The sequence below is a fragment of the Bradyrhizobium sp. CIR18 genome (assembly GCF_014198295.1).
Taxonomy (GTDB): Bacteria; Pseudomonadota; Alphaproteobacteria; order Rhizobiales; family Xanthobacteraceae; genus Bradyrhizobium.
In genome coordinates, this window is sequence record NZ_JACIHF010000004.1 from 301128 (window position 1) to 328097 (window position 26970).

General features: G+C 62.6%; 26 protein-coding genes. 11 read left to right on the forward strand and 15 right to left on the reverse strand.

Annotated elements, in window-relative coordinates; translation table 11 throughout:
- Positions 1-230: 230 nt before the first annotated feature.
- Together GGD65_RS17195 and GGD65_RS17200 are read left to right on the forward strand one after the other, a co-directional pair.
- Complete coding sequence (locus GGD65_RS17195) at positions 231-959, forward strand: response regulator (protein ID WP_092261908.1); 729 nt, start codon at positions 231-233, stop codon at positions 957-959.
- Entirely contained in the window at positions 956-2206 is a 1251-nt protein-coding gene (locus tag GGD65_RS17200) for an ATP-binding protein (protein ID WP_312017714.1), read from the forward strand. Before GGD65_RS17195 ends, GGD65_RS17200 begins: the two co-directional genes overlap by 4 nt.
- Before the next feature lie 250 nt (positions 2207-2456).
- Here GGD65_RS17200 and GGD65_RS17205 read toward each other — a convergent pair whose 3' ends face one another.
- On the reverse strand, positions 2457-3716 hold the full coding sequence (locus GGD65_RS17205) for a patatin-like phospholipase family protein (RefSeq protein ID WP_312017717.1): 1260 nt from the start codon (positions 3714-3716) through the stop codon (positions 2457-2459).
- Between the two features lie 197 nt (positions 3717-3913).
- Entirely contained in the window at positions 3914-5059 is a 1146-nt protein-coding gene (locus GGD65_RS17210) for a DUF3313 domain-containing protein (RefSeq protein ID WP_246783318.1), read from the reverse strand.
- 186 nt (positions 5060-5245) lie between these two features.
- Between GGD65_RS17210 and GGD65_RS17215 the strand changes: the two genes are divergently transcribed.
- Both GGD65_RS17215 and GGD65_RS17220 read left to right on the forward strand, forming a co-directional pair.
- On the forward strand, positions 5246-5968 hold the full coding sequence (locus GGD65_RS17215; protein ID WP_092261907.1) for a response regulator transcription factor: 723 nt from the start codon (positions 5246-5248) through the stop codon (positions 5966-5968).
- A gap of 119 nt (positions 5969-6087) precedes the next feature.
- Positions 6088-6375 (forward strand): AMP-binding protein, encoded by a 288-nt coding sequence (locus GGD65_RS17220; protein WP_183235998.1) that lies wholly within the window; start codon positions 6088-6090, stop codon positions 6373-6375.
- 267 nt (positions 6376-6642) lie between these two features.
- Here GGD65_RS17220 and GGD65_RS17225 read toward each other — a convergent pair whose 3' ends face one another.
- From GGD65_RS17225 to GGD65_RS17240, 4 genes are all read right to left on the reverse strand, one after another.
- On the reverse strand, positions 6643-7620 hold the full coding sequence (locus GGD65_RS17225; protein WP_183235999.1) for a HEAT repeat domain-containing protein: 978 nt from the start codon (positions 7618-7620) through the stop codon (positions 6643-6645).
- Between the two features lie 2 nt (positions 7621-7622).
- Complete coding sequence (locus GGD65_RS17230) at positions 7623-7856, reverse strand: ferredoxin family protein (protein WP_007593252.1); 234 nt, start codon at positions 7854-7856, stop codon at positions 7623-7625.
- Between the two features lie 34 nt (positions 7857-7890).
- Entirely contained in the window at positions 7891-9633 is a 1743-nt protein-coding gene (locus tag GGD65_RS17235; protein ID WP_183236000.1) for a fumarate reductase/succinate dehydrogenase flavoprotein subunit, read from the reverse strand.
- A 104-nt stretch (positions 9634-9737) separates the two neighbouring features.
- Positions 9738-10511 carry a ferredoxin--NADP reductase gene (locus GGD65_RS17240; protein ID WP_183236001.1) on the reverse strand — a complete coding sequence of 258 codons (774 nt, stop codon included), beginning with the start codon at positions 10509-10511 and terminating at the stop codon, positions 9738-9740.
- Positions 10512-10700: 189 nt separating this feature from the next.
- Between GGD65_RS17240 and GGD65_RS17245 the strand changes: the two genes are divergently transcribed.
- The 5 genes from GGD65_RS17245 to GGD65_RS17265 all read left to right on the forward strand — a co-directional run bounded on the left by GGD65_RS17245 (position 10701) and on the right by GGD65_RS17265 (position 15271).
- Entirely contained in the window at positions 10701-11009 is a 309-nt protein-coding gene (locus tag GGD65_RS17245) for a gamma-butyrobetaine hydroxylase-like domain-containing protein (protein WP_183236002.1), read from the forward strand.
- 120 nt (positions 11010-11129) lie between these two features.
- Positions 11130-11906 (forward strand): Crp/Fnr family transcriptional regulator, encoded by a 777-nt coding sequence (locus tag GGD65_RS17250; RefSeq protein WP_183236003.1) that lies wholly within the window; start codon positions 11130-11132, stop codon positions 11904-11906.
- 181 nt (positions 11907-12087) lie between these two features.
- Complete coding sequence (locus GGD65_RS17255; protein ID WP_183236004.1) at positions 12088-13509, forward strand: ABC transporter substrate-binding protein; 1422 nt, start codon at positions 12088-12090, stop codon at positions 13507-13509.
- The gene (locus GGD65_RS17260; protein ID WP_183236005.1) at positions 13506-14402 is read left to right on the forward strand and encodes an ABC transporter permease; all 897 of its coding nucleotides are present in this window, start codon (positions 13506-13508) and stop codon (positions 14400-14402) included. Before GGD65_RS17255 ends, GGD65_RS17260 begins: the two co-directional genes overlap by 4 nt.
- On the forward strand, positions 14399-15271 hold the full coding sequence (locus GGD65_RS17265; RefSeq protein WP_183236006.1) for an ABC transporter ATP-binding protein: 873 nt from the start codon (positions 14399-14401) through the stop codon (positions 15269-15271). The genes GGD65_RS17260 and GGD65_RS17265 overlap by 4 nt, the downstream gene beginning before the upstream one ends.
- 26 nt (positions 15272-15297) lie before the next feature.
- Here the strand turns inward: GGD65_RS17265 and GGD65_RS17270 are convergent, their stop codons facing one another.
- The 8 genes from GGD65_RS17270 to GGD65_RS17305 all read right to left on the reverse strand — a co-directional run bounded on the left by GGD65_RS17270 (position 15298) and on the right by GGD65_RS17305 (position 23638).
- The gene (locus GGD65_RS17270; RefSeq protein WP_183236007.1) at positions 15298-16425 is read right to left on the reverse strand and encodes a mandelate racemase/muconate lactonizing enzyme family protein; all 1128 of its coding nucleotides are present in this window, start codon (positions 16423-16425) and stop codon (positions 15298-15300) included.
- 48 nt (positions 16426-16473) lie between these two features.
- Positions 16474-17511: a tagatose 1,6-diphosphate aldolase gene (locus GGD65_RS17275; RefSeq protein ID WP_018316078.1), complete on the reverse strand. Its 1038-nt coding sequence runs from the start codon at positions 17509-17511 to the stop codon at positions 16474-16476.
- Positions 17508-18467, reverse strand: coding sequence for a sugar kinase (locus GGD65_RS17280; protein ID WP_183236008.1), 960 nt, complete (start codon positions 18465-18467; stop codon positions 17508-17510). Before GGD65_RS17280 ends, GGD65_RS17275 begins: the two co-directional genes overlap by 4 nt.
- The gene (locus tag GGD65_RS17285; RefSeq protein ID WP_018316076.1) at positions 18464-19537 is read right to left on the reverse strand and encodes an ABC transporter ATP-binding protein; all 1074 of its coding nucleotides are present in this window, start codon (positions 19535-19537) and stop codon (positions 18464-18466) included. Before GGD65_RS17285 ends, GGD65_RS17280 begins: the two co-directional genes overlap by 4 nt.
- A 5-nt stretch (positions 19538-19542) precedes the next feature.
- Positions 19543-20547, reverse strand: a complete 1005-nt coding sequence (locus tag GGD65_RS17290; RefSeq protein ID WP_183236009.1) for a zinc-binding dehydrogenase — start codon at positions 20545-20547, stop codon at positions 19543-19545.
- A 7-nt stretch (positions 20548-20554) separates the two neighbouring features.
- Complete coding sequence (locus GGD65_RS17295) at positions 20555-21382, reverse strand: carbohydrate ABC transporter permease (protein WP_179731169.1); 828 nt, start codon at positions 21380-21382, stop codon at positions 20555-20557.
- Between the two features lie 4 nt (positions 21383-21386).
- A complete protein-coding gene (locus GGD65_RS17300; RefSeq protein WP_049814758.1) occupies positions 21387-22274 on the reverse strand; it encodes a carbohydrate ABC transporter permease in 888 nt (295 codons plus the stop codon).
- Between the two features lie 62 nt (positions 22275-22336).
- Entirely contained in the window at positions 22337-23638 is a 1302-nt protein-coding gene (locus tag GGD65_RS17305) for a sugar ABC transporter substrate-binding protein (RefSeq protein WP_092261892.1), read from the reverse strand.
- A gap of 168 nt (positions 23639-23806) precedes the next feature.
- Here GGD65_RS17305 and GGD65_RS17310 point away from each other — a divergent pair, with 168 nt between their 5' ends.
- A complete protein-coding gene (locus tag GGD65_RS17310; protein ID WP_018316072.1) occupies positions 23807-24847 on the forward strand; it encodes a LacI family DNA-binding transcriptional regulator in 1041 nt (346 codons plus the stop codon).
- A 9-nt stretch (positions 24848-24856) separates the two neighbouring features.
- A complete protein-coding gene (locus GGD65_RS17315; protein WP_179731174.1) occupies positions 24857-25591 on the forward strand; it encodes an SDR family NAD(P)-dependent oxidoreductase in 735 nt (244 codons plus the stop codon).
- Between the two features lie 39 nt (positions 25592-25630).
- Here the strand turns inward: GGD65_RS17315 and GGD65_RS17320 are convergent, their stop codons facing one another.
- Complete coding sequence (locus GGD65_RS17320; RefSeq protein WP_183236010.1) at positions 25631-26962, reverse strand: MFS transporter; 1332 nt, start codon at positions 26960-26962, stop codon at positions 25631-25633.
- Positions 26963-26970 lie beyond the last annotated feature (8 nt).

Sequence of the window (26970 nt, forward strand, 5' to 3'; positions counted from 1 at the left end):
ACGCCTCAATGCCTCGCCAGCCGCCCACTTCCGAACGACCGGCGACGATGCAGGTAGGACGGGAGGTTTGCTCGCGTCGAACAATTTGTGTCGGATCGTCTCGGCGGGGCCCCGATTGTGTCGAAACATTGCTGGATTGGAGCCTTGGGGCGTTTCGTTACGAATTCCGGCTTCTTTCGACCCGACTTCGCGGTAGAACAAAATCCCCCGAGCCATCATGAACGGCGTCCATGAGCGAAGAAACCTCCCAAATTCTAGTGGTCGACGACGATCCCGAGATCCGAAAGCTGCTTGCGCGTTACGTGGAAAGCCAGTCGTTTCGCGTCGTTCTGGCTGCGAGTTGCGCTGAAATGCGCGAGCGCCTCGCGGGAGACCAGATCGATCTGGTGGTTTTGGACGTCATGCTTCCGGACGGCTCCGGGCTCGACGCCTGCCGCGATTTGCGCGCGAAGCGGAACACGACTCCGGTCATCCTCCTGACGGCGCTCAAGGAAGATGTCGATCGCATCGTCGGGCTGGAGATGGGAGCCGACGATTATCTGGGAAAGCCGTTCAATCCGAGAGAGTTGGTCGCCAGAATTCGTGCCGTCTTGCGGCGCCGCTCGGAGAGAAATCTCCGAGCCCAAGAGACAAGAAGGTACCGGTTCGACGGGCTCACGGCCGATCCGCAATTGCGCAGCGTTATCGACGGACAAGGCAATGCACTCGAATTGACCGGCGCGGAATTCGACCTGTTGCAGGTCTTCCTGGACAGACCGGGTCGCGTGCTTTCGCGAGATCAGCTGCTGGATCTCACGCGCGGCCGGGAAGGAGACGTCTTCGATCGCTCTATCGACGTCCTTGTCAGCCGCTTGAGGCGCAAATTGGACAGGCCCGGGATGCCACCGCTCTTCAAGACGGTTCGCAACGGCGGATATCAGCTCGTCGCAAAGGTCGGGCTGCAGGATTTCCCGTCGTGAACACTTTGCGCGCCAAGCTCGCCGTGCTTCTCACCGTCGTGATCATCTCGGTGGTCTGCATCCTGACCGGCATCCTCATCTACCTGTTCGATCCGCCCAACGAACGACAAGCAATTGGTCCACTCGTCGAACAGATAGAGCTGTTGACCCAAGCCAACCGGATCGCTCCCAAGTTGGTCGTCGTTCAGCAGGCTGCGGCTAGCGGCAAGGTCGAATCCAACCTCACCTCTTGGCTTCGCGACGCGCTGACGACTCGAGGAACTCCACGCGACGTTATCGTGTCTCGCAAGGACGACCTGCCGCTTCTGTCCATTCCATTGGACCAAGGGTGGATCGTTACGCAGATCACGGATTTGCCTCCAGGAGGCGGCGTCTTCCATCTACTCCTGATCTGGCTCGCGGTGACCACGCTTGGTACGATGGCAGTCGCTCTCTTCTTCGCGAACCGGATGGTCAAGCCTCTCGTCCTTCTCGAACGTGCAATCGAGACCGTCGGACCCGACGCCGTGCTTCCGGAACTCGCAATGACCGGGCCGGCCGAGGTACGGGTCGCGGCCAGAGCGCTGAATTCGCTCTCCTCGCGCCTGAAAGGGGCAATGGAGAGCCGGATGCGTCTCGTCGCCGCGGCCGGCCACGATTTGCGGACACCGATCACGCGTATGCGTCTACGTGCGGAGTTCGTAGAGAACGACGAGGACCGCGAAATGTGGTTGAAGGATATCGACGAGCTTGACCGGATCGCGGATAGCGCAATCCTTCTTGTGAGGGAGGAATCCGGCAAATCGGCCCCCGAACCCATCCGACTGGACATTCTCATTTCCGACCTCGTGGACGAGCTTCGGACCCTGTCGTATGACATCACTTTGACGCGCGCCGCGGCAGGGACCGCGCAGGCGAACCGAACAGGATTAAGTCGCGCCTTCAGGAACCTGATCATCAATGCGGCAACCCATGGGAAGAAAGCCCGGGTCGCCGTTCAGAGCACTGCGACGGAAATCATCGTGGTGATCGACGATGATGGGCCAGGCATCCCACCCGGTCTCATCGGCCAGGTTTTCGAGCCGTTTTTCCGCGTCGACCGAGCGCGCATGAAGCAGTTCGACGGTGCCGGACTAGGCTTGACGATCGCAAGAGAGATCATCCAGCGGGCCGGAGGCAGCATCAAGATCGAGAACGGTTCTCTGCGTGGGCTGATTCAGACCGTGACGTTGCCGGCTACGCAGTTGCTCCCGGCGGAGCCACATTGATTCGTGTCCTCTGTGGCGTCAGAGAGCCTGGATGCCCTCGCGGACGAGCCACCGCGCTCAGCCGTCCGCGCATCTCTTGCGCAAACTTCGGAAATAATTCTCCGCAATACGGCCCAGATGGACATGCATAGTTGTCAGCTGCGGGCGCATGCTTCTCAGGCTTGAGCTTCGCTAAGCCTCCGCCCTGGAAAGCCCCAATGAACCAGGGTGGAGGCTGACTTGATGTGGCGAAGGCCCCCGAGGGATCTCGCTACCTGAGTTCCGCGCCCTGGCCCGCCGAGAGGGATGCCGAACCGGGTGTGCTACTTATCGGCTCCGGGTTCTTTGCTATTCCAGGAGGCGCTTTCATCCAGTGATAGCCTGCGAACCCTGAACGATAGCCTTCCTCATACAGTGCTTGCATATATCCCGGCTCGAATGACTTCTCCCTCGTCGCACCAAAAGTCGATGGTATCGCCGCAAGGTTGAAGTTGACACCGTCGATCTTTGCTTTCGCATAGATCCGGTAAAGATCTCCGATGCTCTGGTTCTTTATCAGGGTGGAGATCGATCTCAGTGAAATCGAGAAAATGCCCGGTTCTACGGCTTCCCATTCCGGGCTGATCTTTCCGTTTCGGATGATGAATAGTCGCGCAGCGGTTCGTTTGGTCGAGGCGTCCCTGCGGATGGTTGTCGAAGGTCGAGGCACGAAGACTTGCTGAGTCACACCTCCGTCGACGTGCAGCTCCTCGTAGGTTCGATCTCCAGCTCTGACTTTGATGCGCACGGGAGGAAAAGCGCCGGGTACGGACGCGGAAGCCAGCAGGATTTTGCGAAAGAAGTTCAAGGCTTGAGGATGATCGCTCATTGCGATGCGGCCCATATCCCACAGGACCGGGCGCTGCGCGTCCAGATTGGTCGTTCCGACGAGCAATACCCTTCCCTTTCTCCGCTCGTTGGCGACTTCGCGGAGAAAGCGATCATCGACATATTTTGCGATCAGGCTTTCGAGCGGAGAGCTGTCGACCAAGCCCGATCCAAGCAGCGGCGCGATAACGCCGGGATCGTAGATATCGCTGCGCTCATATCGCGTGAAGACCTCCTTCAGTGCCGTGTCCCTGCTCCGCCCGAGATAGACCAACGGAGCCGTCAAAGCCCCGGCGCTAACCCCGGTGACGAGATCAAACTCAGGTCTCGTGCCGGCATCGCCCCAGCCGACCAAAAGACCGGCGCCAAAGGAACCATTATCTCCCCCGCCAGAGATTGCGAGAATATTCAGCCGGCCCGATTGAAATGCCGCGGCACCTGGCGCTGTCCCCGGCTGCTCGGTCGTGGAGAGCGCGGCAAGCGCTTCCGGCGGAGCGTCTCCCCATACCCGAATGTTCGGCATTCCCGCGAGTTCGGCCTCGTCGATGAGGCGTTTCGGAACAACATCGCGCGGAAACAGGGAGGCGCATCCGCAAAGAAGAACGGTCGTCAAAAGGAGCGCGAACAAGCGCATGACCAATCTGGACAGGCACACAGTCGTCACGATCAGCAAGCCTAATCCGACTCGCGAGAAGGCTGAGGAATGATTGGGATGGTCATCCGGGCCATCCCGTCCTGAACAGCGAAAAACCAACATAAGCTACAGCCCCGTACACGACGGCGAGGATGACCGTCATCATGGCGACCTTCGCGGTTGATCCGTGCAGGCAGCGTCCGTCGTTCCGGTCGTCCATAGCCGCGTCACCGCTTTCGCGTCGCCGCCGGACCGTCGTCGGTCCATTCAGGAGGAAGTCCGAGCTTGCCGCCGACCAGGCCAGCGATGCCAGGCGCGCGGCCATACACTTCGCAGGCCACGTATTTGGGGGCGAGACCGATGTTCGAACCGACTTTCTCCAAAGAGGGTATGTCGATGCTGAAGCCCTCGAAGGGGCTTTCGCCCTTACTGAGCATCTTCGCAAAGTCGTCGCCGAAGTCCCGGGCGAGGTCGTAGGCGTCACTGGCTTTCGATGCCCTCGGTGTACTGAAAAAGGCGGTCGCTCCTCTTCCCCAGACCATGGCGGCCTGCTGCCGCCCCGCGGCGTCGACGGCCTCAGCTTCGATGGACATATCCCCCAAGCCTACGGGAATGCGCGGCACCGGAATCGGCACGCTCGCATCGACGAAGCTCGATCCGAGACTCGCAGCAGCCGAGACGCCAGCGGCGACTTCATCAGTCGGCGTAGCGCGCGTAATGGCCGCACGCACCGTCAAATCTGCCCGCTGATCGGGCGGCACCAGTCTGAATCGATCGCTCAAGTTGATGCACAGGGCGCGACTAACCGTATTGGCAACAAGGACGCGCTGTTCGTGCGTCAGGTCGGGCGCAACATGCGCCGGGAATGCTGTCGGTGCGACGTTGATGGTTTTTGCTGCCGCTACCTGCTCCTTCTTCACCTGAAGGCGGGACTTGGTGATCTTTCCGTCGGACTGCTTCAACCCATCGTATGAGGAGAGGCCGTTGCCCTGCACCAGTGCGGGAGTCGCGCAGCCAGGTAGCACGGCAAGGATCGGCACGGCCGCCAACCACATCGCCTTGTTTCGGGCACCCACCGTTTGCTTCCGGCTCGCAGCGATCTCGGCGCAGAGCCGGTTACGCGGGTCGTATGGGATCTTCGCGCGCGCCTGCCGGCACAATAGCAGTCTCAGAGGCCGGAGAGCGCGGACGATCAGGAAGAACGCACTTGGAACGTTCTCGCCGAAAGCGTGCGTCTCCGGGATCGCCACAACCCGAAGGAGCGAGCACGACATGCCGAGCAGCCGCGATACGCCAAATCCAAGAGGCCCCCGGCGCTGGTACGGAAACGACTTATGTGACCGAGACTGGTTAAAACCGGCGGCGGAGCGCATTCAGACCCCCATATTGTGACCCTGCGCTTTTGATAGACGGGCTACATGGCTCGGAATCTGGCCGCGGATGACCTAATTTTGCTACTCGACCGCCATTTGTGTCGAAAGATGTCCACGCGAATTGGGGGACAGCCTTCGTTACAAATAATACTCTTCCAGTTGCTCGAACCGGACTAAACCGGCCCTATGCACGTTCCACAAATCCTTGTCGTCGATGATGATTTAGAGATCCGAAAGCTCCTTGCTCGCTACATCAAGGAGCAAGGCTTTCGGGTGCAGCTCGCGTCGAGGTGCGCCGAGGTGCACGAGCGGATCGCCACGAGCCAGATCGATCTGATCGTGCTTGACGTGATGCTTCCCGACGGATCCGGCCTCGATCTTTGTCGCGATCTCCGGTCCAGACGATCCCGAGTCCCCGTCATTCTACTCACCGCTCTGAAGGAAGACGTGGATCGGATCATCGGCCTGGAGATCGGCGCCGACGACTATCTTGGCAAGCCGTTCAACCCGCGCGAACTGATCGCCCGCATCCGTGCCGTCCTCCGGCGGGGCGAGAATGATCGCTCCTCTCCGGGCGGAAAGGGGCGCTATCTCTTCGAGGGATTCGCTGCCGACCCGTCCGCCCGGTCGGTGATCAGTCCGCAAGGTGGTTCGATCGACTTGACCGGCGCCGAGTTTGATCTCCTGTTGACCTTTCTCGATCGTCCCGGTCGCGTGCTGTCCCGAGATCAACTGCTCGAGCTGACACGCGGGCGCGACGGAGACGTCCTCGACAGATCCATCGATGTGCTGATCAGTCGACTGCGGCGCAAACTTTCAGAGAATGGCGCGAACCACATTTTCAAGACGGTGCGCAATGGTGGCTATCAGCTCGCCGCCAAAGTCACGTATCTGGACGAGCACTCTTAAGGCTGCTGCCCCGCAGTCCTCCGACCAGTGATGCTGGGTTTGAATTCCTGCTTGGTGCGACCGAGGCATGAAGCTGCGGGATCGCGCCGACATCCACGCCTCTGGTCGGTTCATCGAAGATGATCAGCGACGGCGGCGCGCCGACGCCGGTTGCCACCATCGAGATGCTGGCGGCGAGACTGCCGCATCTGCAGCTGCTCAGCGCCTATGGGGCAACCGAGACAACCTCGCCCGCGACCATCATGCCGCGAACGCAGTGGCGCGGACATATCGACAGCGTCGGAATGAGCGTACCTTGCGGCCGGATCAAGCTCGTCGATGACACCGGTATCGAAGTTTCCAGGGGCACGCCGGGCGAGCTGTGGATCGCCGGACCGATGGTTGTCCCCGGATATTGGCAGCGGTGATCATGCTGCGCACGACACCGCTGCCGCGCAATGCAAACGGCAAGGTTCTGAAAGCTGAGTTGCGCGAGAGCAAGACATGAAACCGCCCCGATTGTCAGGGGCCTGCAAATCTTGAGACGCCTGCTGACGTTACTGTCGGAAGACTTTCCTTGATCCAGGTGCGCACGTCGTGCAAGCTATTCGACAGGCGGCAGGTGATCGAATTGACCTGGCACGTGTCGCGGCCTGGCACAATGGTGCAATAAAGTTGTACTGGCCCTTTCCACCCTACGACCCCGCCTTCCCCTTGCGCGCAGCGATCTGCTGAAGCGCCCAGCGCGCGTTCTTGCGCACGTCGGGATCAGGATCGTTGGCGATCACCACGAGGTATGCCTCGCCCTCGGGAGCGGCGATCTCGCCGAGCGCGGCAGCCGCCTCCTTCCGCAAATTCGCCTGCTCATGGTTGATGCAGTTACCGATCGGACGCAGGGCGCGCTCGACCTTCATCTTGCCGAGGCTGCGGATCGCCTTGAGCCGCACCTGCCAAAACTCGTCGGCAAGTGAGACGATAAGCTGATCAGCGGCGAGCGAACCATTGACGTTGAGCCCGAGCGTCTCGGCTGCCATCTCCCGGACCATCCAGTCCGCATCCCTGAGTGCGCGGGTGATCGTCTCGGCCGCCGGCTTCATCTGCGAGAAGGCGAGCGCGCTCACGGCGGCGCGGCGTACATGGGCGTCGGGATCATGGATCAGCGCGGTGAGCGCCGGGATCGACTCTTCGAGCTTCAGGAAGCCGATGACGCCGATCGCCTGCACGCGGACGGCCGCGTCACCATCCTGGAGCGCTTCCAGCGCGGGCTTCAGCGTGTCCTTGCGGCGCAACTCCTTGAGCGCGCGCAGCGCGCCCATGCGGACGAAGGCGTGGGCATGCTTGACCAGCGGCAGGATGATTTCGGCGCAGGCGGGATCCTTGAATTCGGCCAAACTGTCGGCTGCGGCCGACGCCACGATCCGCTCGGGATCGACGAGCAGCTTGACGAGTGCACTCGCCGCTTCCCGCCCGTCGAACTCGCCGAGCGCCATCGCGACCTGCTGGCGCACGCCCGCGTCGGGATCTGACACCATGTTGGCGAGATGCGCAACCGCAACCGGATCGCCGGAATGGCCGAGCGCAATGATGGCGACGCGCCGCTCGGCTGGATCTGCGGCTTGCAACCGCTCGTCGGCGTGTTCGAGATCGTCATAGGATTCGAACGGGCTCGACATGACTACCTCAAGAGATAGGGAATGTTCACGGTGACGGCGCCGGTCGGGCAATCAGCCTCGCAGGGCATGCAGTACCAGCACTCGTCATAGGCCATATAGGCCTTGTTGGTCATGTCGCTGATGCGAAGCACGTCGAGCGGGCAGACGTCGACGCAGACGGTGCAGCCCTTGTCGGCGATGCATTTGGCGTCGTCGACGACCACCGGGACCGATGTCTGATAGGACGCGAGAGGCATCGTTGATCTCCTGTTGCTTGTCGTTGGCGGTGGATCAGGCGGTCGCGCGGATGCGCTGCTTGTCGTAGAGATCCTTCTCGTCGTCCGCGATCGGGACGACATAGGGTTCGACCGCGCGCTTCTCACTGGTCATCCTGCCGTTCTGTTTGCTCAGCAAGGTGTGGCAGAACCAGTTCTCGTTGTCCTTCTCCGGGAAGTCCGTGCGCCAGTGATAGAGACCCCAGCGGCTCTCCTCACGGTAGAGCGAGGCATGTACCGCCATGTCGGCGCAATCCATGATCGACTGCACTTCAAGCGCGCGGAGCAGCTCGTGTGCGTTACGCGCAATCATGTGTTCCTGCATGTCTTGCCGCGCCTCGGCGAGGCGGCGCATGCCGAGCTCGTATTTGCGCGTGACCTTCGGCGGCTGGAGATAGTCGTTGACGAGGCGCCGCGTCTTGTACTCGACCTGGTTCGGCGGAATGCCGTCCTCGCGCCTGGTCGGCGCCATCACGCGGTCGCGCTCCCTGGCCACGTCGGCGGCATCGAACTCCGCGAAGTCGTGGCTGTCGGCGAACTCCATCGCGTCGATGCCAGCCACCGCGCCGTTGGTGAAGGCGCCGAGCATGTAATTGTGCGGCACGCTCGCCATGTCGCCGGCGGCGTAGAGGCCGGGCACGGTGGTGCGCGCATTGTCGTCGACGAACACGCCGGAGGCGCTATGACCGGAGCAGAAGCCTATCTCGGAGATGTGCATCTCGATCGAATCGTTGCGGTAATCGACCCCGCGTCCCTGCTGGAACAGGCCACGCGTCGGCCGCTCCACCTTGTGCAGCGTTGATTCGATTTCCGAGATTGTATCCGGGTGGAGATGCTTGAGCTGGAGGAACACCGGGCCCTTACCCGACAGCAGCTCGTTGTAGAATTCGAGCATCATCTGTCCGGACCAGTAGTCACATTCGATAAAGCGCGATCCCTCGTTGTTGGCGGTAAAGGCGCCGAAGGGACCGGCGACATAGGCGCAGGCGGGACCGTTGTAATCCTTGATCAGCGGATTGATCTGGTAGCATTCGAGGTTCGCAAGTGCGGCGCCGGCGTGATAGGCCATCGAATAGCCATCGCCGGAATTGGCAGCATTCTCGTAGGTTCCGAACATGTAGCCGGAGGTCGGCAGACCCAGGCGGCCGGCCGCGCCCATGCACAGGATCACGGCCTTGGCCTTGATCACCAGCATCTCTGCGGTACGCGTATTGACGCTGATCGCGCCAGCGATGCGCCCATCTGCCGACTTGAGCAGACGCGTCGCCATGTATCGATTTGAGATCAGGATGCGGGCACGCCGGAGCTGGCGGTAGAGCGCCTTTTTCACTGTCTCGCCGTTCGGCATCGGCAGCACGTAGGTGCCGATGTGATGCACCTTCTTGACGGCGTAGTCGCCGTTCTCGTTCTTGAGGAAGCGGATGCCGAAGCTGTCGAGTTCTTCGATGATTCCGTAGCAGTTCTGCGCGTATTTATAGACCGCCTTCTGGTCGACGATGCCGTCATTGGCGATGGTGATTTCCTTGGTGTACTGCTCCGGCGTCGCATAGCCGGGAATGACGGCGTTGTTCAAGCCGTCCATGCCCATCGAGATCGCGCCGGAGCGCTTGACGTTGGCCTTTTCGAGCAGGACGACGTTGGCCTTCGGATTCTTCAGCTTCGCCTTCAGCGCAGCCATCGGGCCGGCCGTGCCGCCGCCGATGACCAGCACATCGCAGGAAACCTCCGAAAGTCCGTCGACGATCTGATCTAGTGCCATCGCTTGCTCCTGGTTCGCCGGCATTTCCGGCGCCTTTGCATCAGATTTGTTCAGAGGGCGTCTCGGCGATAGCAATTAGTTGTCGCCGGGACGCGATTTGCGCCTCAGCGCTCGACGAAGGCTTTCTCGATTACGAAATGGCCGGGCTGGCTGTGGTTTCCTTCGACGAAGCCGTGCGCGGAGAACATCGCGGGGAGCTCCTCCAGCATCGCCGGGCTGCCGCAGAGCATGATGCGGTCGGTCTCGATATCGAGGCTGCCCTGCCCGATATCGTCGAAGAGCTGGCCCGAGGCGATCAGATCGGTGATGCGGCCACGATTCCTGAACGGCTCTCGGGTGACGGTCGGATAGTAGACGAGCTTGTCGCGGATCAGCGGTCCGAAGAACTCGTGATTGCGAAGGCTTTCGACCACGTGCTCGCCATAGGCGAGCTCGGAGACCTGGCGGCAGCCGTGGGCGAGCACGATGGCCTCGTAGTTCTCGTAGACGTCTGGGTCCTTGATCAGGCTGGCGAACGGCGCGAGCCCCGTGCCGGTCGAAAGCAGCAGGAGGCGCTTTCCCGGAATGAGGTTGCCGGTGATCAACGTCCCCGTCGCCTTGCGGCCGACCAGAATGATGTCGCCTTCGCTGATCTTCTGGAGGCGCGAGGTCAGCGGACCGTCCTGCACCTTGATCGAGAAGAACTCGAGCGCTTCCTCGTGATTGGCACTCGCCATACTGTAAGCCCGCATCAATGGCTTGCCCTCGACCTCCAGCCCGATCATGGCAAACTGGCCGTTCTGGAAGCGAAAGCCGGGATCGCGCGTCGCGGTGAAGCTGAACAGGGACTCGGTCCAGTGCCTGACCGACAGAACCGTCTCTTTCTGAAATGCGCTCATCCGCCGTCTCTCCATGCCTCGTTTGCGCACAAGGTTTCGGAGAGACGAGAATCCGGCAACGCGGAAGTGAATTTCCCGGTCGATTAGTTTCACATTTCGCGGGCGATGATCGGAGAGCAGCCGGCGTTGGCAACTAGTTGCTATTCGCGCGCGTCCGCGACGACGTAGAAGGGGGGTCGGAGATACGCCATGACCGCGACATTGGTAGCACCGACCGTGGCCGACTACGAAGCGAGCGCCGATCTGGCGACGCTACTCGTCCGCACCACACAGGATGGCGCGCTGAGCGTCCCTGCCGAAAAACTTCGCCTCTCCTGCAAATGCGCCCACTGCACCCGCGCCCGCTTTGACGGCCGCTTCCCCGAGCACTTTACCGGCATCGCCATCACCGAGATCGGCGACCTCGGCTATGGGCTGAACATCTCGTTTTCGGACGGGCATAACAGGGGGATTTATCCGAAGCCGTATCTGCTGAGTTTGGCGGGGGATGACCCATAACTGGGATCGTCATTCCGGGGCGCCCGAAGGGCGAGCCCTGAGTGACGCAGAAAGTTAATCACCCCCAATCTGGCACGGACATTGCTCCTCTTTAGAACGATTTGAACGTTCCGGAGGCAGATGATGTTGCAGGCGGCGAATGCGGTTCGCGGGGCTGTTCCCCCGGCAGTCCGGCCTGCAGGCAGCTCCTCGCTGCTGCTCACCGAGAACCAGCGATGGATCGGCGGGCCCCCGCCGCTGATGGACAAGCTCTCCCCGCGCGAGCGGGAGCAGGTGCTGAAGCAGGGCCGCCGAAAAGTGCTCAACCGCGGCCAGACGCTGTTCAGCCAGGGCGGGAAGCATGACGGCATCTGGCTGATCGAGAGCGGCCGTATCCGGGTGTTCTACACCTCCCCGCTCGGACGCGAGATTACGCTGGCCTATTGGCATGTCGGAAATTTCGTCGGCGGGCCGGAAGTGTTCGAAGGCACCGTGCATCAATGGTCCGGTGTTGCGTCCAGCAATTGCAGCGTCGTGCACCTTCCCGGAAAGGAGCTGCGATCCCTTGCCGTCGAGATCCCGAACCTTGCGATCGGCCTGATCGAAGGCCTGACGTTCAAGGGCAAATGCTATTCGGCCCTCGCGCAGATGCTGGGAACGCGCTCGATCACGCAGCGCCTTGCGCATTTGCTGCTGCATCTCGTCGAGCTCTATGGCGTCGAGGACGCCGATGGCAGGGTGATCGCGGCCGCCTTCACCCATGCCGACATTGCACACATGGTCGGGGCCACCAGGCAATGGGTCACGATCAGCCTGAAGCGGATGCAGGAAAAGGGAATCGTACAGACCAAGCGGTCACAGATCGTGGTCTGCCGGACGGACGTGCTGGAGGAGATGCGCGGCCACGCATCCGACTGACCGAATTTGCGACCATCGCCCCTGCACAGGCAAGCGGCTTTATAGTGCAGAACTGCTCAAGGAGTATGCAATCAGCTTTTCCCGGCAACTAATCGACTGCAGCGCTCATTCCGGATTTGCCCTGTCCGGGCCCTCACCCAATCATGGCAACCACAGCACATCCAACCGAATGAGGATGAGAATGGTCCGCCGTCTTCCCACGCTCTCGATCGCGACGTCGGCGACGTCGCTGGCCCTTCTGGTCGCGCAGCCGGCCTCGGCGGAAACCGTCACGCTCGGCATTGGAACGCAGGATACGACAACCAACACGGTGACCGCCGGTGTCGTCATCCGCCAATTGCACCTACTCGAGAAATATCTGCCAAAAGACGGCAAATACAGCAACATCAAGTTCGAGCTGGAGTGGCAGAACTTCACCTCCGGCCCGCCCGTCACCAACGCGATGATGGCCAACAAGCTGCAAATCGGCATGATGGGCGACTATCCTCTGATCGTGAACGGCTTCACCTTCGAGAGTAACCCCGAAAGCAAGAGCCGGCTGATCGGTATCGCCGCCTACAGCCAGTCCGGCTCCGGCAACGGCATCGTCGTTCACAAGGACTCGCCCTATTACGATCTCGCCGACCTCAAGGGCAAGCTCGTCAGTGTGCCGTTCGGCTCCGCCGCCCATGGCATGGTGCTGAAAGCGATGCAGGACCGTGGCTACACGTCCGACTTCTTCCAGCTCGTCAGCCAGAGCCCGGAGGTCGGCTCGACCAATCTCCAGGAAAAGAAGATCGACGCGCATGCCGACTTCGTTCCCTTCGCCGAGCTGCTGCCGTTCCGCGGCTTCGCGCGGAAGATCTTTGACGGCGTCGAGACCAATGTCCCGACCTTCCACGGCATCGTGGTCCGCACCGATTTCGCCGAGAAATATCCGGAGGTCGTCACCGCCTATCTGAAGGCGGTCATTGCCGCCAATCAGTGGCTGCGCGACGATCCCAAGCTCGCCGCTGAAAAAATTCAGGAATGGACCGGCATCAGCAAGGAAGTCGTGTACATCTTCCTGGGACCCAGCGGCAACATGACCACCGATCCCACGATCAAGCCGGCACTGATCGACGCCGCCTCCGCCGACGTCAAGGTTCTGCAAAATCTCGGCCGGATGAAGGAGTTTGATCCGAAAAAATGGGTCGACGATGGCTATATCCGCAAAGCCTATGCCGAGATGAAGCTCGATTACGACGCTCAGCTCGCGAGCACCAAGAATTACGAGATCGCCGGCGAAGACGCCTTCTGCAAGAAGCCGATCACCGATCCGCGCAAGTCCGGTGAGGTCTGGGTAGATGATGCCGGCATCATGCCGTTTGCGTCCGCGGCGTGCACCTTGGGGGCCTATGCCGACTTCAAGGCCAGGGGCAAGAAGATCAATGTCGCCTACGTCTTCGACACCACGCGCGGCATCAAGCTATTCGCCGACCAGGCCTTCTTTGCGGTCGGCGATGGCGACGTCGCGCCGTTCCTGCTGAAGAAGGACGCAGAAGCCCATGCCGCCAAGATCGGCGGCAAGGTGATGGGCTTTGACGACGCGGTGAAGGCAGCAGTCGGCGGAGGCAAGACGTGAGCAGTCCCGCCATCCTCAGACATCCCGAGGACAGCATGCCGGCAACAGCCATTGCGGAGACGGGCCCGGAGCCCGTCGCCACCCCGCCCTCCTTCGGCACGCTCGCGCTGCGCTGGTATCGACTAAACCGCAGCGGCCTGCGCACGATCGCGATTGGCATCACCTCGCTGCTGGCGTTCCTCCTGGTCTGGCACCTGCTCACGACCTATCGCGTCGTGTTCTTCGTGCGCTTCACCAACGTGCCCTCGCCGCTCGCGGTCTACGCCAGCTTCATCAAGGCGATCCACGATCCCAAGTTCCTGATGCACATCGTCTTGAGCTGCCGGCGCATCCTCGTCGGCTTCTCCCTGGCAGCCATCATCGGGGTCCCGCTCGGTCTGGTGATGGGTCGCTTCAAGCTCGTCCACGAGATCATCTTCCCGGTCGCAGAAGTGCTGCGACCGATCCCGGCAATCGCCTGGGTACCGATGGCGATCATGCTGTGGCCGACCAACGAGCAGAGCATCGTCTACATCACCTTCCTCGGCTCGTTCTTCCCGATCCTGGTGAACACACTTCACGGCATGACGCTGGTCGATCCCGTGCTGGTGCGCGCTGCGCAGTGCCTCGGCGCGCGGGAGCGCTCGATCTTCCGCGAGGTGTACTTTCCGGCATCGCTGCCGCACATCTTCACCGGTCTTACGGTCGGCATGGGCGTGGCCTGGGTATCGCTGATCGCGGCCGAGATGATCTCCGGCCAATACGGCATCGGCTACTTCACCTGGGAAGCCTATTCGCTGGTCCAGTACGCCGACATCGCGCTCGGCATGATCGCAATCGGCGTTCTCGGGCTGGGATCGAGCCTGCTGATCCGGGGCGCCGGACAATTGGTGATGCCGTGGAGAGCGAAATGAGCGAGATCCCCGCCAAGGCACCGCAAGGCCATATCGAAGTCAGAAGCTTCTCCCTCAGCTATGACGGTATCGAGGGACCGGTCCAGGCCGTCACCGATACACAGATCCATGTGAAGCCGGGCGAATTCGTCTCGATCGTCGGGCCTTCCGGCTGCGGAAAGTCGACGCTGCTCAACGCGGTCGCGGGCTTCCTTAAACCCACCACAGGGATCGTCACCGTCGACGGCGAGCGTGTGAGCGGTCCCAGCGCCGAGCGCGGCATGGTGTTCCAGCAATATTCGCTGTTTCCCTGGAAGACGGTGCGGGAGAACGTCGAGTTCGGGCTGAAGATGCGCGGCATGCCGCGCTCGCAGCGCGAGCGCGCCGCCCGGACGCTGCTCGGGCTGGCGGGCCTGGAAGCCTTCGAGAAGCACTATCCGGAAAAGCTCTCAGGCGGCATGAAGCAGCGCGTCGGCATCGTCCGCGCGCTCGCGACGGGGCCGAAAGTGCTGCTGCTGGACGAGCCCTTCGGTGCGCTCGACGCCCAGACCCGCGTCATCATGCAGCAGATCCTCACCAATATGTGGCAGCGGCTGAAGATCTCGGTGCTGTTCGTCACCCACGACATCGACGAGGCGATCTTCCTGTCCGACCGCGTCTACTGCATGACCGCGCGCCCCGGCTCGATCAAGGCGGAGATCCCAATTCCGCTGGAACGGCCGCGGCAGCAATCGATGATGATGTCCTCGGAATTTTTGGCGCTGCGCCGCGGGCTGATGTCCCTGATCCGCGAGGAGAGCCTGAAGGCGATGGGCGGTGAGATCAACGACCTCGGCATGCGGGGATTGAACATCGAGCTGCACGGCCAGTCTTTGGCCGAGGTACTTTAGGCGAAGAACACCCCAAACCCGCACATCTAGATGCTGCGATAGCGCTCGATAGCTGAGAGATCCGGCACTATTCCGAGCCCCGGGTCGTCACTCAGCTGAACCATGCCTTCACGCACGTCGATCAGGGAGCCGCAAAACAAATCGCGCAGCGGATTATCGTTGGCGTCGACCTCCAGCCAGCCATCTCCTCCGATACCGGCCAGCAGATGAGCCGAGGCAAGCAGTCCGATGCCGCCGCCGAGATAGTGCGGGCAAAACGTCTTGCGCACGTCGAGAATGTCACGCGCCAGCCCGGCACAGACCGTGAGCCCGCCCCATTTCGCGATGTCCGGCTGAACCACGCCGAGCACGTCCTCGGTCAGCACCTGCCTGAAGCCTTCGACGCTCGAGATGTTCTCGCCGGCCGCAATCGGCATGTCCGCGCCTGCCCGCAGTCTTTGCCATTCTTCGCGTGGCCGATCGGCGCGGATGGGCTCTTCCAGCCAGCGCAGATCGAACCCGCCAAGCCGCTCCAGCATCTGAAGCGCCTGTTCGACCGACCAGCCCTGATTGGCGTCCGCCGCGAGCATGCCCGCGCCGACGATCTGGCGCAGGGCTGCGAGATTGGCGAGGTCGATGTCGGCGCCGAATCCGACCTTCAGCTTCAACGCGCGATGACCTCGCTCGACTGCGGCTTCGGCCGCCTGCGTGGCGCCGCCGGGATTGATGCCGCTGGCATAGACCTTGATCGTGCTGCCGTGCCCACCGAGCAGCCGCCACAGCGGCAAACGCCGACGGCGCGCCGAGAGGTCCCATAGCGCGAGATCGATGCCCGCGATCGCCTGCGCAAACGGACCGGGTTCGCCGCATTGCAGCGCCAGCACTTCGGTGCTCCCACTCAGGCTCTCGAAGGCTTGAGCCGGACCGTCGAACTTGCGCCCGACGAGACCCGGTGCGAGCACCTCGTTCACGAGCCGTGCGCGATGCTCCGCACCCGGCGCGGGAAAATTCGACCAGGCTTCGCCCCATCCCTCGACGCCATCTTCATCGACAGCACGAATGAAGACAGCGGGGCGGTTGAGCATGCGGCCGAACGACGTCACCACCGGCGTTGCCAACGGATAGCGATAGCAGAACGCTTCGATCGAGCGGATTGTGAAGCTGTCAGACGTCATGTTGCAGATCCTGCGATCGGGATCAGACCACGCGGAACGGCCATCAGCTCAATACGCGCGCGCGAAGTCCCCTTCCCGCTTGATATCAGTAAATACGGGAAAGCGCGCCTTCCACGGCGTTCCCTTGGCCTTTGTCAGCTCGTTGAGCCGTTCGAGCACACCAAGGCCGTCCTTGCGCAGGCTGGCGGCAACCGCCGCGCGGTCCGGGAAATTCTTCAAGACGGCATCGAGCCAGATCGTGCGGCCCGCCAAAAACCCGCCCGCCCCCGCGGCATAGGCAAAGTCGAGCACCCGTTCGAATTTCTCGGGCGCAGCACCGCCGGAGAGCAGCACCCATGGGATGCTGCGCGCGCGGCAGATGTCGCCGATCGCATCGAACTCCGTCTGCGCGGCTTTCGCCTCGGCGCTGCCATCCCGGGCAGGCAGACTGTTGGCCGCCAGCGGGCTCTCCAGCTTCAGAAGGTCGACGCCATATTCCGGCTTGGCGAACTCGCGCACGCTCTCGATGACCAGACCTGGAAGTTTTCCGGGCGACTCCACGTAGTCGGCGGTGTGATTGGCGCTGCCGAGGAACGGATAGACGAGCAGTTCCAGGACGTAGGGAATGTCGTGACGGGCGCAATCCTGCCCGATCTCGCGAACGAACCGCTTCTGATGCTCGTTGACCGCAGCATCGGCGTCCGGCCGGTACCACGCCAGCACCTTGACGGCGTCGCCGCCCATGGCGCGGATCTTCTCAACGCTCCAGTCGGTGATCGCCCGCGACTTGCGTCCGCCCGAGGTCTCATCCACCCGGTGCTCTTCAAGGGTCATGATGAGACCGCAACGCGGCGGCAGAAGATCGATTGCCGCGGGCACCGCGAAATTCGGATCGAACAGCATCGAGCTGCAATGCGGCGCGAGGTTCTCGACGAGCAGACGCTTTGCTGCCGTCACGTCGGAATATTCGACCTGGTCCCGCGTAATCCCCTTTGCTTTCGCAATAGCATCAAACAGCGGCGGCCGCTGATCCAGCGCGACCATGCGAAAATGACCGTCCGCGTCGGCCAGACGCGCCAGGCCGCGGTTCTTTCCAATCGTTCTCATGGCTTCGTCCTCATGAATGCAAGACACTCGTTGATGGTGGGGATTCCGTTGCGTCCGCCTGCGTGGCGGCATTTCATCGCGGCCGCCGCAGCCGAAAACGCCATCGCGTCGCGCACGTCGAGACCGGCGCCGATCGCGAGGGCATAAGCGCCATGGAAGACGTCGCCGGCGCCGGTGGTGTCGACCACATCGACCGCGAAGGCCGCCTGTCGGTGCAGACGGCCGTTCTCGTACCAGCTCACGCCCTCCTCACCGCGCGTGACGGCGATGATGCGACACCCGAAGCGGGCGAGCGCGGCGAGGGTTTCATCCTTGGCCGAGCCGCCAAAAGCCGTGATCGCGGGCTCGGAGAAGATTGCATGGTCGGTCAGGGGCAACAGCCGCTCGAACACCTCGGCATCGGCCATGTCGCCGTCGAGCACCGTCGGGATCCCGCGCGCGCGGGCTTCGCGGAACAACGTCGCGGCCCCCTCGACCCAGCGCGGATCCGCCAGCACCGAGGATGCGCGGGCAACGGTCTCCAGCGGCAGCCAGTCGGCTGCTTCCGGATAGAGACCGCGGAAATTGACGATCTGCCGTTCGCCGGAATTGTCGACGATGACACCGGAGACGGACGAGCGGCCGTCCGCAAACAGCCGGAAATTCTCGATGTCGACGCCTTCCGCGGTGAAGGCCGACTTCATCTCGTGCCCGGCAGCATCATTCCCTGCCCGCCCCCAGAACGCGACGGATGCGCCGAGCTTTGCGACCGCAACGCTCGCATTGGCGGCCATGCCGCCGCCGAGCGTGCCGTACTCGACGGCCTTGATCTTCTCGCTTCCACCCGAGAACGGCCGGTCGACGCGCCAGACCTGGTCGAGCGCGGACAACCCGAGACAGATCACGTGCACGGGCCTCGCCTTGGACGCGACGTCCGCCAGCGCCGAGAGATCGCCGATGTTGACCAATGCGCTCACCGCACGACCTGTCCATTTGCGGCATCGAACAGATGCGTCTTGCCGGGCTGCGGTCGCAGATTGATGCGATCGCCGACCTTCGGTCGTAGCGACGGATCGACCCGCGCGATGGATGCCGCGCCGGCGAGATCGAAATGGATCAGCGTGTCCGAGCCGAGCGGCTCAACGAGCTTGACGTTCACTGTAATGCCGTCGGCAGCATCGGTGGCAACGGCAAAATGTTCGGGGCGAATGCCAAGCACAGCGCTGCCGGCATGCCGCAGCCCGTTTGCCGTCTCCTCGCCCAACGGCACCACCGTTCCGCCTTGCGAAAGGATCGCACGCTCCTGTCGCCATTCGACCGGGAAGAAATTCATGGCTGGCGAACCGATGAAGCCGGCGACGAACTGGTTGGCCGGCCGCTCGTAGACCGCCTCGGGCGTGTCGTATTGCTGGATCGTGCCGCTCTGAAGCACCACGATGCGGTCGGCCATGGTCATGGCCTCGATCTGGTCATGCGTCACGAAAACCATGGTGGTCTTGAGCTCCTGCGACAGCGCCTTGATCTCGGCGCGCACCTGCCCTCGCAGCTTGGCGTCGAGATTTGAGAGCGGCTCATCGAACAGGAAGGCTTTTGGATTGCGCACGATCGCACGTCCCATGGCGACACGCTGGCGCTGGCCGCCGGAGAGCTCCTTCGGCTTGCGGTCGAGATACGGCTCGATGTGCAGCAGCGCCGCCGCGCGCTTCACCCGCGCGTCGATCTCCGCCTTCGGCGTTCCCCGCAGCTCCAGCGCAAAGGACATGTTGTCGTAAACCCGCATGTGCGGATAGAGCGCGTAATCCTGGAACACCATCGCGATGTCGCGCTGCGCCGCCTGCACGCCGTTGACGCGCGTGTCGCCGATGTAGAGGTCGCCGGAGGAAATGGGCTCGAGACCTGCGATGATCCGGAGCAAGGTCGACTTGCCGCAACCGGACGGGCCGACGAAAACCACGAATTCGTGGTCCGCGATCTCCAGATTGAGATCGGGGATCACAGTGAAATTGCCGTAGCGTTTGGTAAGGTTGCGGATCGAGATCGAGGCCATATCGCTTAGTCCAGCGCCAGTACAGGCTTGATCAACTCGCCCTTGGCGAAGCGGGCGAAATTCTCGGGCAAAGCGGACAGGCCGAACTCGCCGTCGACGAGAACGCGGTATTCGTCCTTGTACCTGCGCAGCAGTTCGACGTTCGGCTCGAAATCCTGGAACGGGAAGTAGAACGTGCGGATCATGTAGAAATCCTTGCGGCGGAACACCTTGCCTTCCTCGATGGTCCAGGGCGCGGCGTTCTCGCCGACCAGCACCAGCGCCCCGCGCGGCAGGACGAGCTCGATGCCGAGATTGCGTGCCGCATGCGCGCCGGAGCATTCCATGATGAGGGCGAACCGTTTCGACGTGTCGCCGACCGGATGCGGTTTCGCGCCGAACGATCGGGCGATATTCAAGCGTGCGGCGTTCGGATCGGCCACATGGATGTCATCATAGCCGAGACTGCGGAGTGCCAGCACGACGCCGAGACCGACAGGCCCCGCTCCCATCACGAGGACCGCACCTGCCTCGTCCGGCGGCACGACACGACTGACGAACCGGACGGCGTGGCCGGAGGTGCCGATGGTGTCGAGCAAGAGCGGCGCGAGGCTGTCCTCGATATCGTCGGGCACCGGCAGCAGGCAATTCTCCGGCACCGGCACGTATTCGGCGTAGCCGCCCGGCCTGTTCCAGCCGATCAGGCTCGAGACCTCCAGGCACATCTGGGTGTCGCCGCGTTTGCAGGCCGCACAGTGGTCGCAGTGCAGCGGAATATAGACGGCGCAGCGGCGGCCATGCAGGCGGTGGCCGGGCTGCTCGACCACGCCAAAAATCTCGTGACCGGCGGTGAACTCGGCGCCCTTGTGCCAGAGCTTGAAGTCGGAGCCGCACAGCGCGGTGCGCGAGACCCGCACCAGCACCTCGCCTGCCCCGACGTCGGGCATCCGCACCGGCTCGATGGTGATGCGTTCGTGACCATGGAACACCGCCGCCTGCATGATCGCGTTCGGACGAGGCATTTCGTTCATCAGATACCTAACCTTTCACCGCGCCGAGCGTCAGCCCGGACACCAGCCAACGCTGAACCAGAGCCGCCAGCACCAGCGGCGGCAATGCGATCAGCGTCGCCGCGGCCATCAGGGCGCCCCATTGCGTCGAGCCCTCGCCGATGAAATTGAAGGCGGCCGCGATCAGAGTCTTGGTGTCGCCATTGGAGAGCACCAGCGCAAACAGGAAGTAGTTCCACGAGAATACGAAGGCGAGTATGGCCGAGACGGCGATGCCGGACGCCACCAGCGGCAGCGCGATGCGCCAGAGGATGCGGGTGACGCTGCATCCATCGACCTGCGCCGCCTCGAACACGCTGCGCGGGATGCCGTCGAACGACGGCAGCAAAACCCAGATCACGATCGGGAGTGTGATCACCGCGTGGCTGAGGATCAGCGCCGTGTACGACCCGATCATGCCGACCTGCCGGAACATGACGTACCAGGGCAGCAGGAACAGCGTCCCCGGTGCCATGCGCGCCGCGAGCGTCAGGATCGCCGGCCACGAAATACGCGTCCAGGAGACGGCGAACGCGGCAGGGATTCCGAACAGGAGCCCAAGCGCGGTCGAGCCGACGGTGACGATCAGGCTGTTGAGGGCGTAGCTCAGGAACGGCGTCGTCTTGGTCAGCTCGACATAATTGTCCAGCGTCGGCGTGAAGATCAGGGTCGGCGGATAGGCCGTCACCTCGAAGGACGGCTTGAAGGAGGACAGCACCATCCAGACCGTTGGCGTCATGATGATCACGCCGGCCAGCACGAGCTGCACCAGGTTGAGCCACCGTATCCAGCGGTCGGTGTTGACTGCGTCGGTCATGAGATCACCACGCTACCGCGCCGCGCAGGCGGTTGAAGGCGAGCACGGCGCCGAACACGATCGCGGTCAGCGTCAGCATCAACGCGCTGGCATAGCCGATGTTGAAAAACTCGAAGCCGACCCGGAAGCCGTAGATATTGAGCGTATTCGAGGCGTTGCCGGGGCCGCCCTGGGTCGTGATGTAGATGATGTCGAAGAAGCGCAGGAGATCGACGCTGCGCAGGATGGCTGCAGTGACGATGGTCGGCAGCAGCAGCGGCAGCGTGATGCGCTGGAAGGTCTTGAACGCAGATGCGCCATCGATCTGCGCGGCCTCGTAGACGCTCGGCGGCAGAGATTGCAGGCCGCCAAGCACGATCAGGGCGACGTACGGCGTCCATTGCCAGCTATCGATCAGCGCGACCGTCGGAATGACCCATGTCGGCGACGCCAGCCAGTCCGATGGCGGCAAGCCGAGCGATTGCAGGATGTAATTGGCCGCGCCCAGCGACGGATCGAGGATCACGAGCCACATCATTCCGGCGACCACCGGCGGCATCATGAAGGGCGAGATGAACAGCGAGCGCACGATCCCAGGAAGGCGCTTGGCATGAAATAGCACCAACGCAAGCCAGACGCCGAAGACGAGCTGCAGCACCAGCGAGAGCACGAACAATGCAATGGTGATCCACAACCCATGCCAGAACTCGACGTCGGAAATCAGCTTGGTGTAATTGGCAAGGCCGGCAAAGGACTGCTTGCCGGTCGAAGAGAAAGTCTGGAAGCCGAGCCAGATCGTATAGACGACCGGAAATGCGATCATCGCGACCGTGAAAATCACGGCCGGTGCCGAGAGCGCCGCCATTTCCAGCTTCTGCCGGTCCTGCGTGAGTGTCGCAGCCGTATCAGACATGTATTCCTGCCCTCGATCGAGTTAGGTGCCGGCCGGCGCGGACACCAGCCGGCACCAGGCGGTCAGTTCAGCGCGATCAGCGCGTCCAGCGCCTTGTCGGCGTCCGCACAAGCCTGATCGACGGTCTTCTGCTTCAGGATCAAATCCTGCACCGCCTGACCAATGAACTCGCGCGATTGCGGATTGGCGACGATGGGATAGCCGACTTCGGACGAGCCCTTGGTGGCGAGCACATCGAGCGCGGCCTGCCATTCCTTGCGCACCGGCTCCTCGTCGATCCATTTGCGATATTCGGGGTCCTTGGCGACGGACGGACGCGGCGGGGCAATGCCCTGCAGAGCCATTTTCTTCTGCACCTCGGGGCTCGTCGCCCATTGCACGAAGTACCAGGCCGCATCGGGCTGCTTGCTGTGCGAGGACACCGCCATGCCCCAGCCGATCGTGGTCGGCACCTGGCCGGCCTCGCCCGCCGGGAACGGCAACAGGCCGGTGTCCTTCAGGCGCGCGCCGCCTTCCATCACCGTGCGCAATTCATTCGAGGATTCGAACGCCATCGCCGCGCGGCCGCCGCGATACAGCGCCGAAATCTGCTGGAAGCTATAATTGACGACGCCGGGCGGTCCGAAGTCGCGCAGCAACCGGCTATAGGTGTCAAGCGCCTCCTTGCCCTTGGCCGAGCACAGGCTCGACTTGCCGCTCGCGATATACGTGCCGCCGATATTGTGCAGCATGTTGCTGAAGGTGTAGGCGATCGCAGGCTTGAGGCCACGCGAGACGAACGGCGTCACCGTGCTGTCGCAGGTCTTGATCTTCTCGGCGGCGGCCTCGACGTCCTTGATGGTCTTCGGCGCCTCGAGGCCGCACTTCTTGAAGATATCGGTTCGGTAATAGAAAATCGGGCCCTCGATGTTCATTGGCATGCTGGTCAGCTTGCCGCCGAACGTCGCGGCCTTCAGCAAGGCCTGGCTCAACCCCGCCGGATCGTAGTCCTTGGCGACCTCGTTCTTGGCCATCGCGGTGAGATCGCCGTACCAGCCGGCAGCGGCGAATTGCTCGCCTTCGCGCGAGGGCAGCGTCATGAACACATCGACCTCGTCGCTGTTCGCATTCATGACGGTGACCAGACGCTGGCGCATCTGCTGTTCCTGATAGCCGTCGACCTTGAGGGTCATGCCGGTCAGCTTCTCGAAATCGGCCTTATAGGTGAGCAGCGCCTGCGAAACCGGATTGTTGTTGGCGAGAAAGGTGACGGTCTTGCCCTTAAACTTCATCCAGTCGAAATCGGCTGCGCGCGCCTGCGCGCTGACGGCGGCAATCGCAAGAACGGGCAACGCGACGCGCGTCGCGAGCATCCTGACTTTCATCGAACTCTCCTCCCGCTGGCCTCATTATGCTGTCGGCACTTTCTGAAAACGGTTACATCCTAAGCGCCAACGCACCTCTGTCAAGCGATAGACAATCGATCCTTTGTGCGGCATTATCGCAATTATTCTGCTTACCTCGCTCGTGGGACGATACTGTAACGTTACATTATGAACGCACCGTCCGCCAAATTGACGAAGCAAGGCATCCGCGCCGTCGCGGCACGAGCCGGCGTGTCGACGGCATCGGTCTCGCGTGCGCTCAACAATCCCGATGCGGTGAGCCCGTCCCTGCGCGCGCGCATCGCGCAGGCAATCGAAGCCGTCGGTTACATCCCGCATGCGCCGGCCCGCATTCTGTCATCGCGGCGATCGCGTACGCTTGGCGCGATCGTGCCGACGATCGACAACACGATGTTCGCGCGCGGCATCGCCTCGCTGCAAAAATACCTCTCCTCGGTGGGTTACATGCTGTTTCTCACCACGAGCGGATACGATCTCGACGTCGAGCTGCAACAGGCCCGCAACCTGATCGGCCGCGGCGTCGATGGCCTCGTGCTGCGGGGCGACTGCCATCACGAGGGGTTGCGCAAGCTACTCGCGGACAATGCGGTGCCTTTCATCAATGTCGGGATCTATCAGCCCGACCGGCCCTACCCTTGCGTCGGCACGAACAACGAGGCCGCCGCCCATCGGGCGGCCGGGCATGTCATCGAGCTCGGCCATCGCCGGATCGGAATCGTTTCCGCGCTTCAGCGCAACAACGACCGCGCCGGCGCCCGCGTCGCCGGCTTTCGCCGCGCGCTCGCGGAGAACGGCCTGGAGTTGCCTCCGGAATGGCATGTCGAGGTGCCCTATACCCTGGACGACGCGCGCGAGGCGGCCCGCCATCTCCTCAACCTCAAGAATCGCCCGACGGCCGTGGTCTGCGGCAACGACGTCATTGCCTATGGCGTCCTGTTGGAAGCGGAGCGCAGCGGCTTTTCGGTGCCGCGTGATCTGTCGGTCGTCGGCTTCGACGACCTCGACTGGAGCCGCCATTTGCGACCGAGCCTGACGACGATCCACGTCCCAACCGACGAGACCTGGCAGCGGGCCGGAGAATATCTGGTGCGCAGCCTCGCCGGTGAGCAGACCATCATGCATCGCGAGATCGACTTCTCGCTGGTGGTCCGGGAATCGACGGCTCCGCCTCCTGCAATCCCGAAGTGAGATCCTCCGATGAGTGCCAGCTTTTCTCTCACCCCCGGCTTTCATGCCGTCGTGATCGGTGGCGCCGGCGACATCGGCGCCGCGATCAGCAACCAGTTCTGCGACCTCGGGGCGACGGTGACCGCCACAGGCGTCAATGACGCCGATCTCGCACGCTCCCTGCTCAAGCCGCGCGCCGGACTTGCGCTCACGACGCTCGATGTCACGAGCGATGAAGCCGTCGCGTCACTCGCCGGGCAGCACCAACGCGTCGATGCGCTGATCAATTGCGCCGGCATCCTGGCGCGGGACAAGGAATACGAAATCGAGACCTTCATGAAAGTGCTCGACGTCAATCTCACGGGCACGTTCCGGACCTGCATGGCGTTCCGCTCGCAGCTGGCGAAGATGAAAGGATCGATCGTCAACATCGCCTCGATGAATGCAACCCTGGCTCTGCCGCGGATTCCCGCCTATTGCGCCAGCAAGGGCGGCGTCGTGATGTTGACCAAGGCGCTGGCCCTGGCGTGGGCCGAAGACGGCATCCGCGTCAACGCCGTTGCGCCCGGCTATGTCGAAACCGCGATCAATGCCGCCGGCCGCACCGACCGCGCCCATTATCAGCGCATCGCCGACCGCACCGCGTTCAAGCGCTGGGGCCAGCCCGAGGACATCGCCGGTGCCGTCGCCTTCCTCTGCATGCCGGCCTCGCAATACGCGACCGGAACGGTGGTCGCGGTGGATGGCGGGTTTCTTGCGGGGTAGCGGCTGGCGCGGCCGCAGGTGCAGCCGCGCCGATCCAGCTCAGCGGAAGTTGCCCTTGGTCTCGGGGATCACGACCGCGCCGATCAAATAGATCACGAACACGCCGACTGCGAAGTAGGCCAGCGACATCGGAATCTCCGCGGGGCTGCCGCTTACCAGCGAAACGAACGTCGGCATCATTCCGCCAAGCGCAAAGCCGATATTCCAGGACAGGCCGGTGCCGCTGGCGCGGAGCGCCGTGGGGAAACGCTCGTTCAGGAAGATCAGCACCGGCGCATAGCCGGCATTGCCGATGAAGGCGATGGCAAGCGCAAGAAGCGTGATCTGCGTGGTGTCCTTGGTCACGGCGAGGTTCAGATAGCACAGCGGCAACAGCACCGCCGCCAGGACCCCGATCAGCAGGAACGTCTTCTTGCGGCCGATGAGATCGCTCAGCGCGCCGACCAGCACCGCGGCGAAGAACGCCGAGACGCTGGCGCCCATCAGGATCAGCGAGGAGGTCTGGTTCGGAACCGCGTTGATGACTTTCAGGAAGCTCGGCAGGTACCCCGAGGTCAGATAATAACCGGCGCCGCCGCCGAAGGTAATGAGCAGGTTGATCAGCAGGACGCCGCGATACTCGCGGGACAATACGTCCTTGACTGGCGCCTTCGAGACCTTCGCCTGCTTGTTGCCCTGCTGGCGCTTGAGCTCCTTGAAGTAGGGAGATTCTTCAAGATTACGGAAGATGAACCAGCCGAGCAGCGAGCTCAGCAGCCCCGAGAAGAACATGAAGCGCCAGCCCCAGACGGCAAAGGCATCTCCGGGAAATACCGAGGATGTGATCAGGAAGATGAAGGACGCCAGCAGCGCGCCAATGCCGGCGCCGCCGCCGCCGACCAGGCCCGACATCGCGCCGCGCCAATGCGGCGGCACCGATTCCGTACCGATCGTGTGGGTCGAGGCTACGACACCACCGACGAACACGCCCTGCACCAAGCGTAGGATCAGGAACACGATGGGAGCGATCACGCCGACCTGCGCAATGGTCGGCAGCAGGCCGAACGCGGCCGTGCTGATGCCGACGCCGATGATGGCGATCAGCATCGCCTGCTTGCGGCCGTGCACGTCGGCGTAGTGCCCGAACACCGCCGAACCGAGCGGTCGCATCAGCAGCGTAACGGCGAATGAACCGTAGACCGCGGCGAGCGACAGCGCCGCATTGCTCGACGGGAAGAACAGCGCGCCAACCACCGGCGCCACATAGAGCAGAATGAACAAATCGAACAGGTCGAGTGCCCATCCGAGCACTGATGCGATGATCGCATTGACCATCTGCTTGTTATCGGTCGATGCCCGTGCACCGGCGACCGGCATATCCATCTCAGCCATTTTGATTT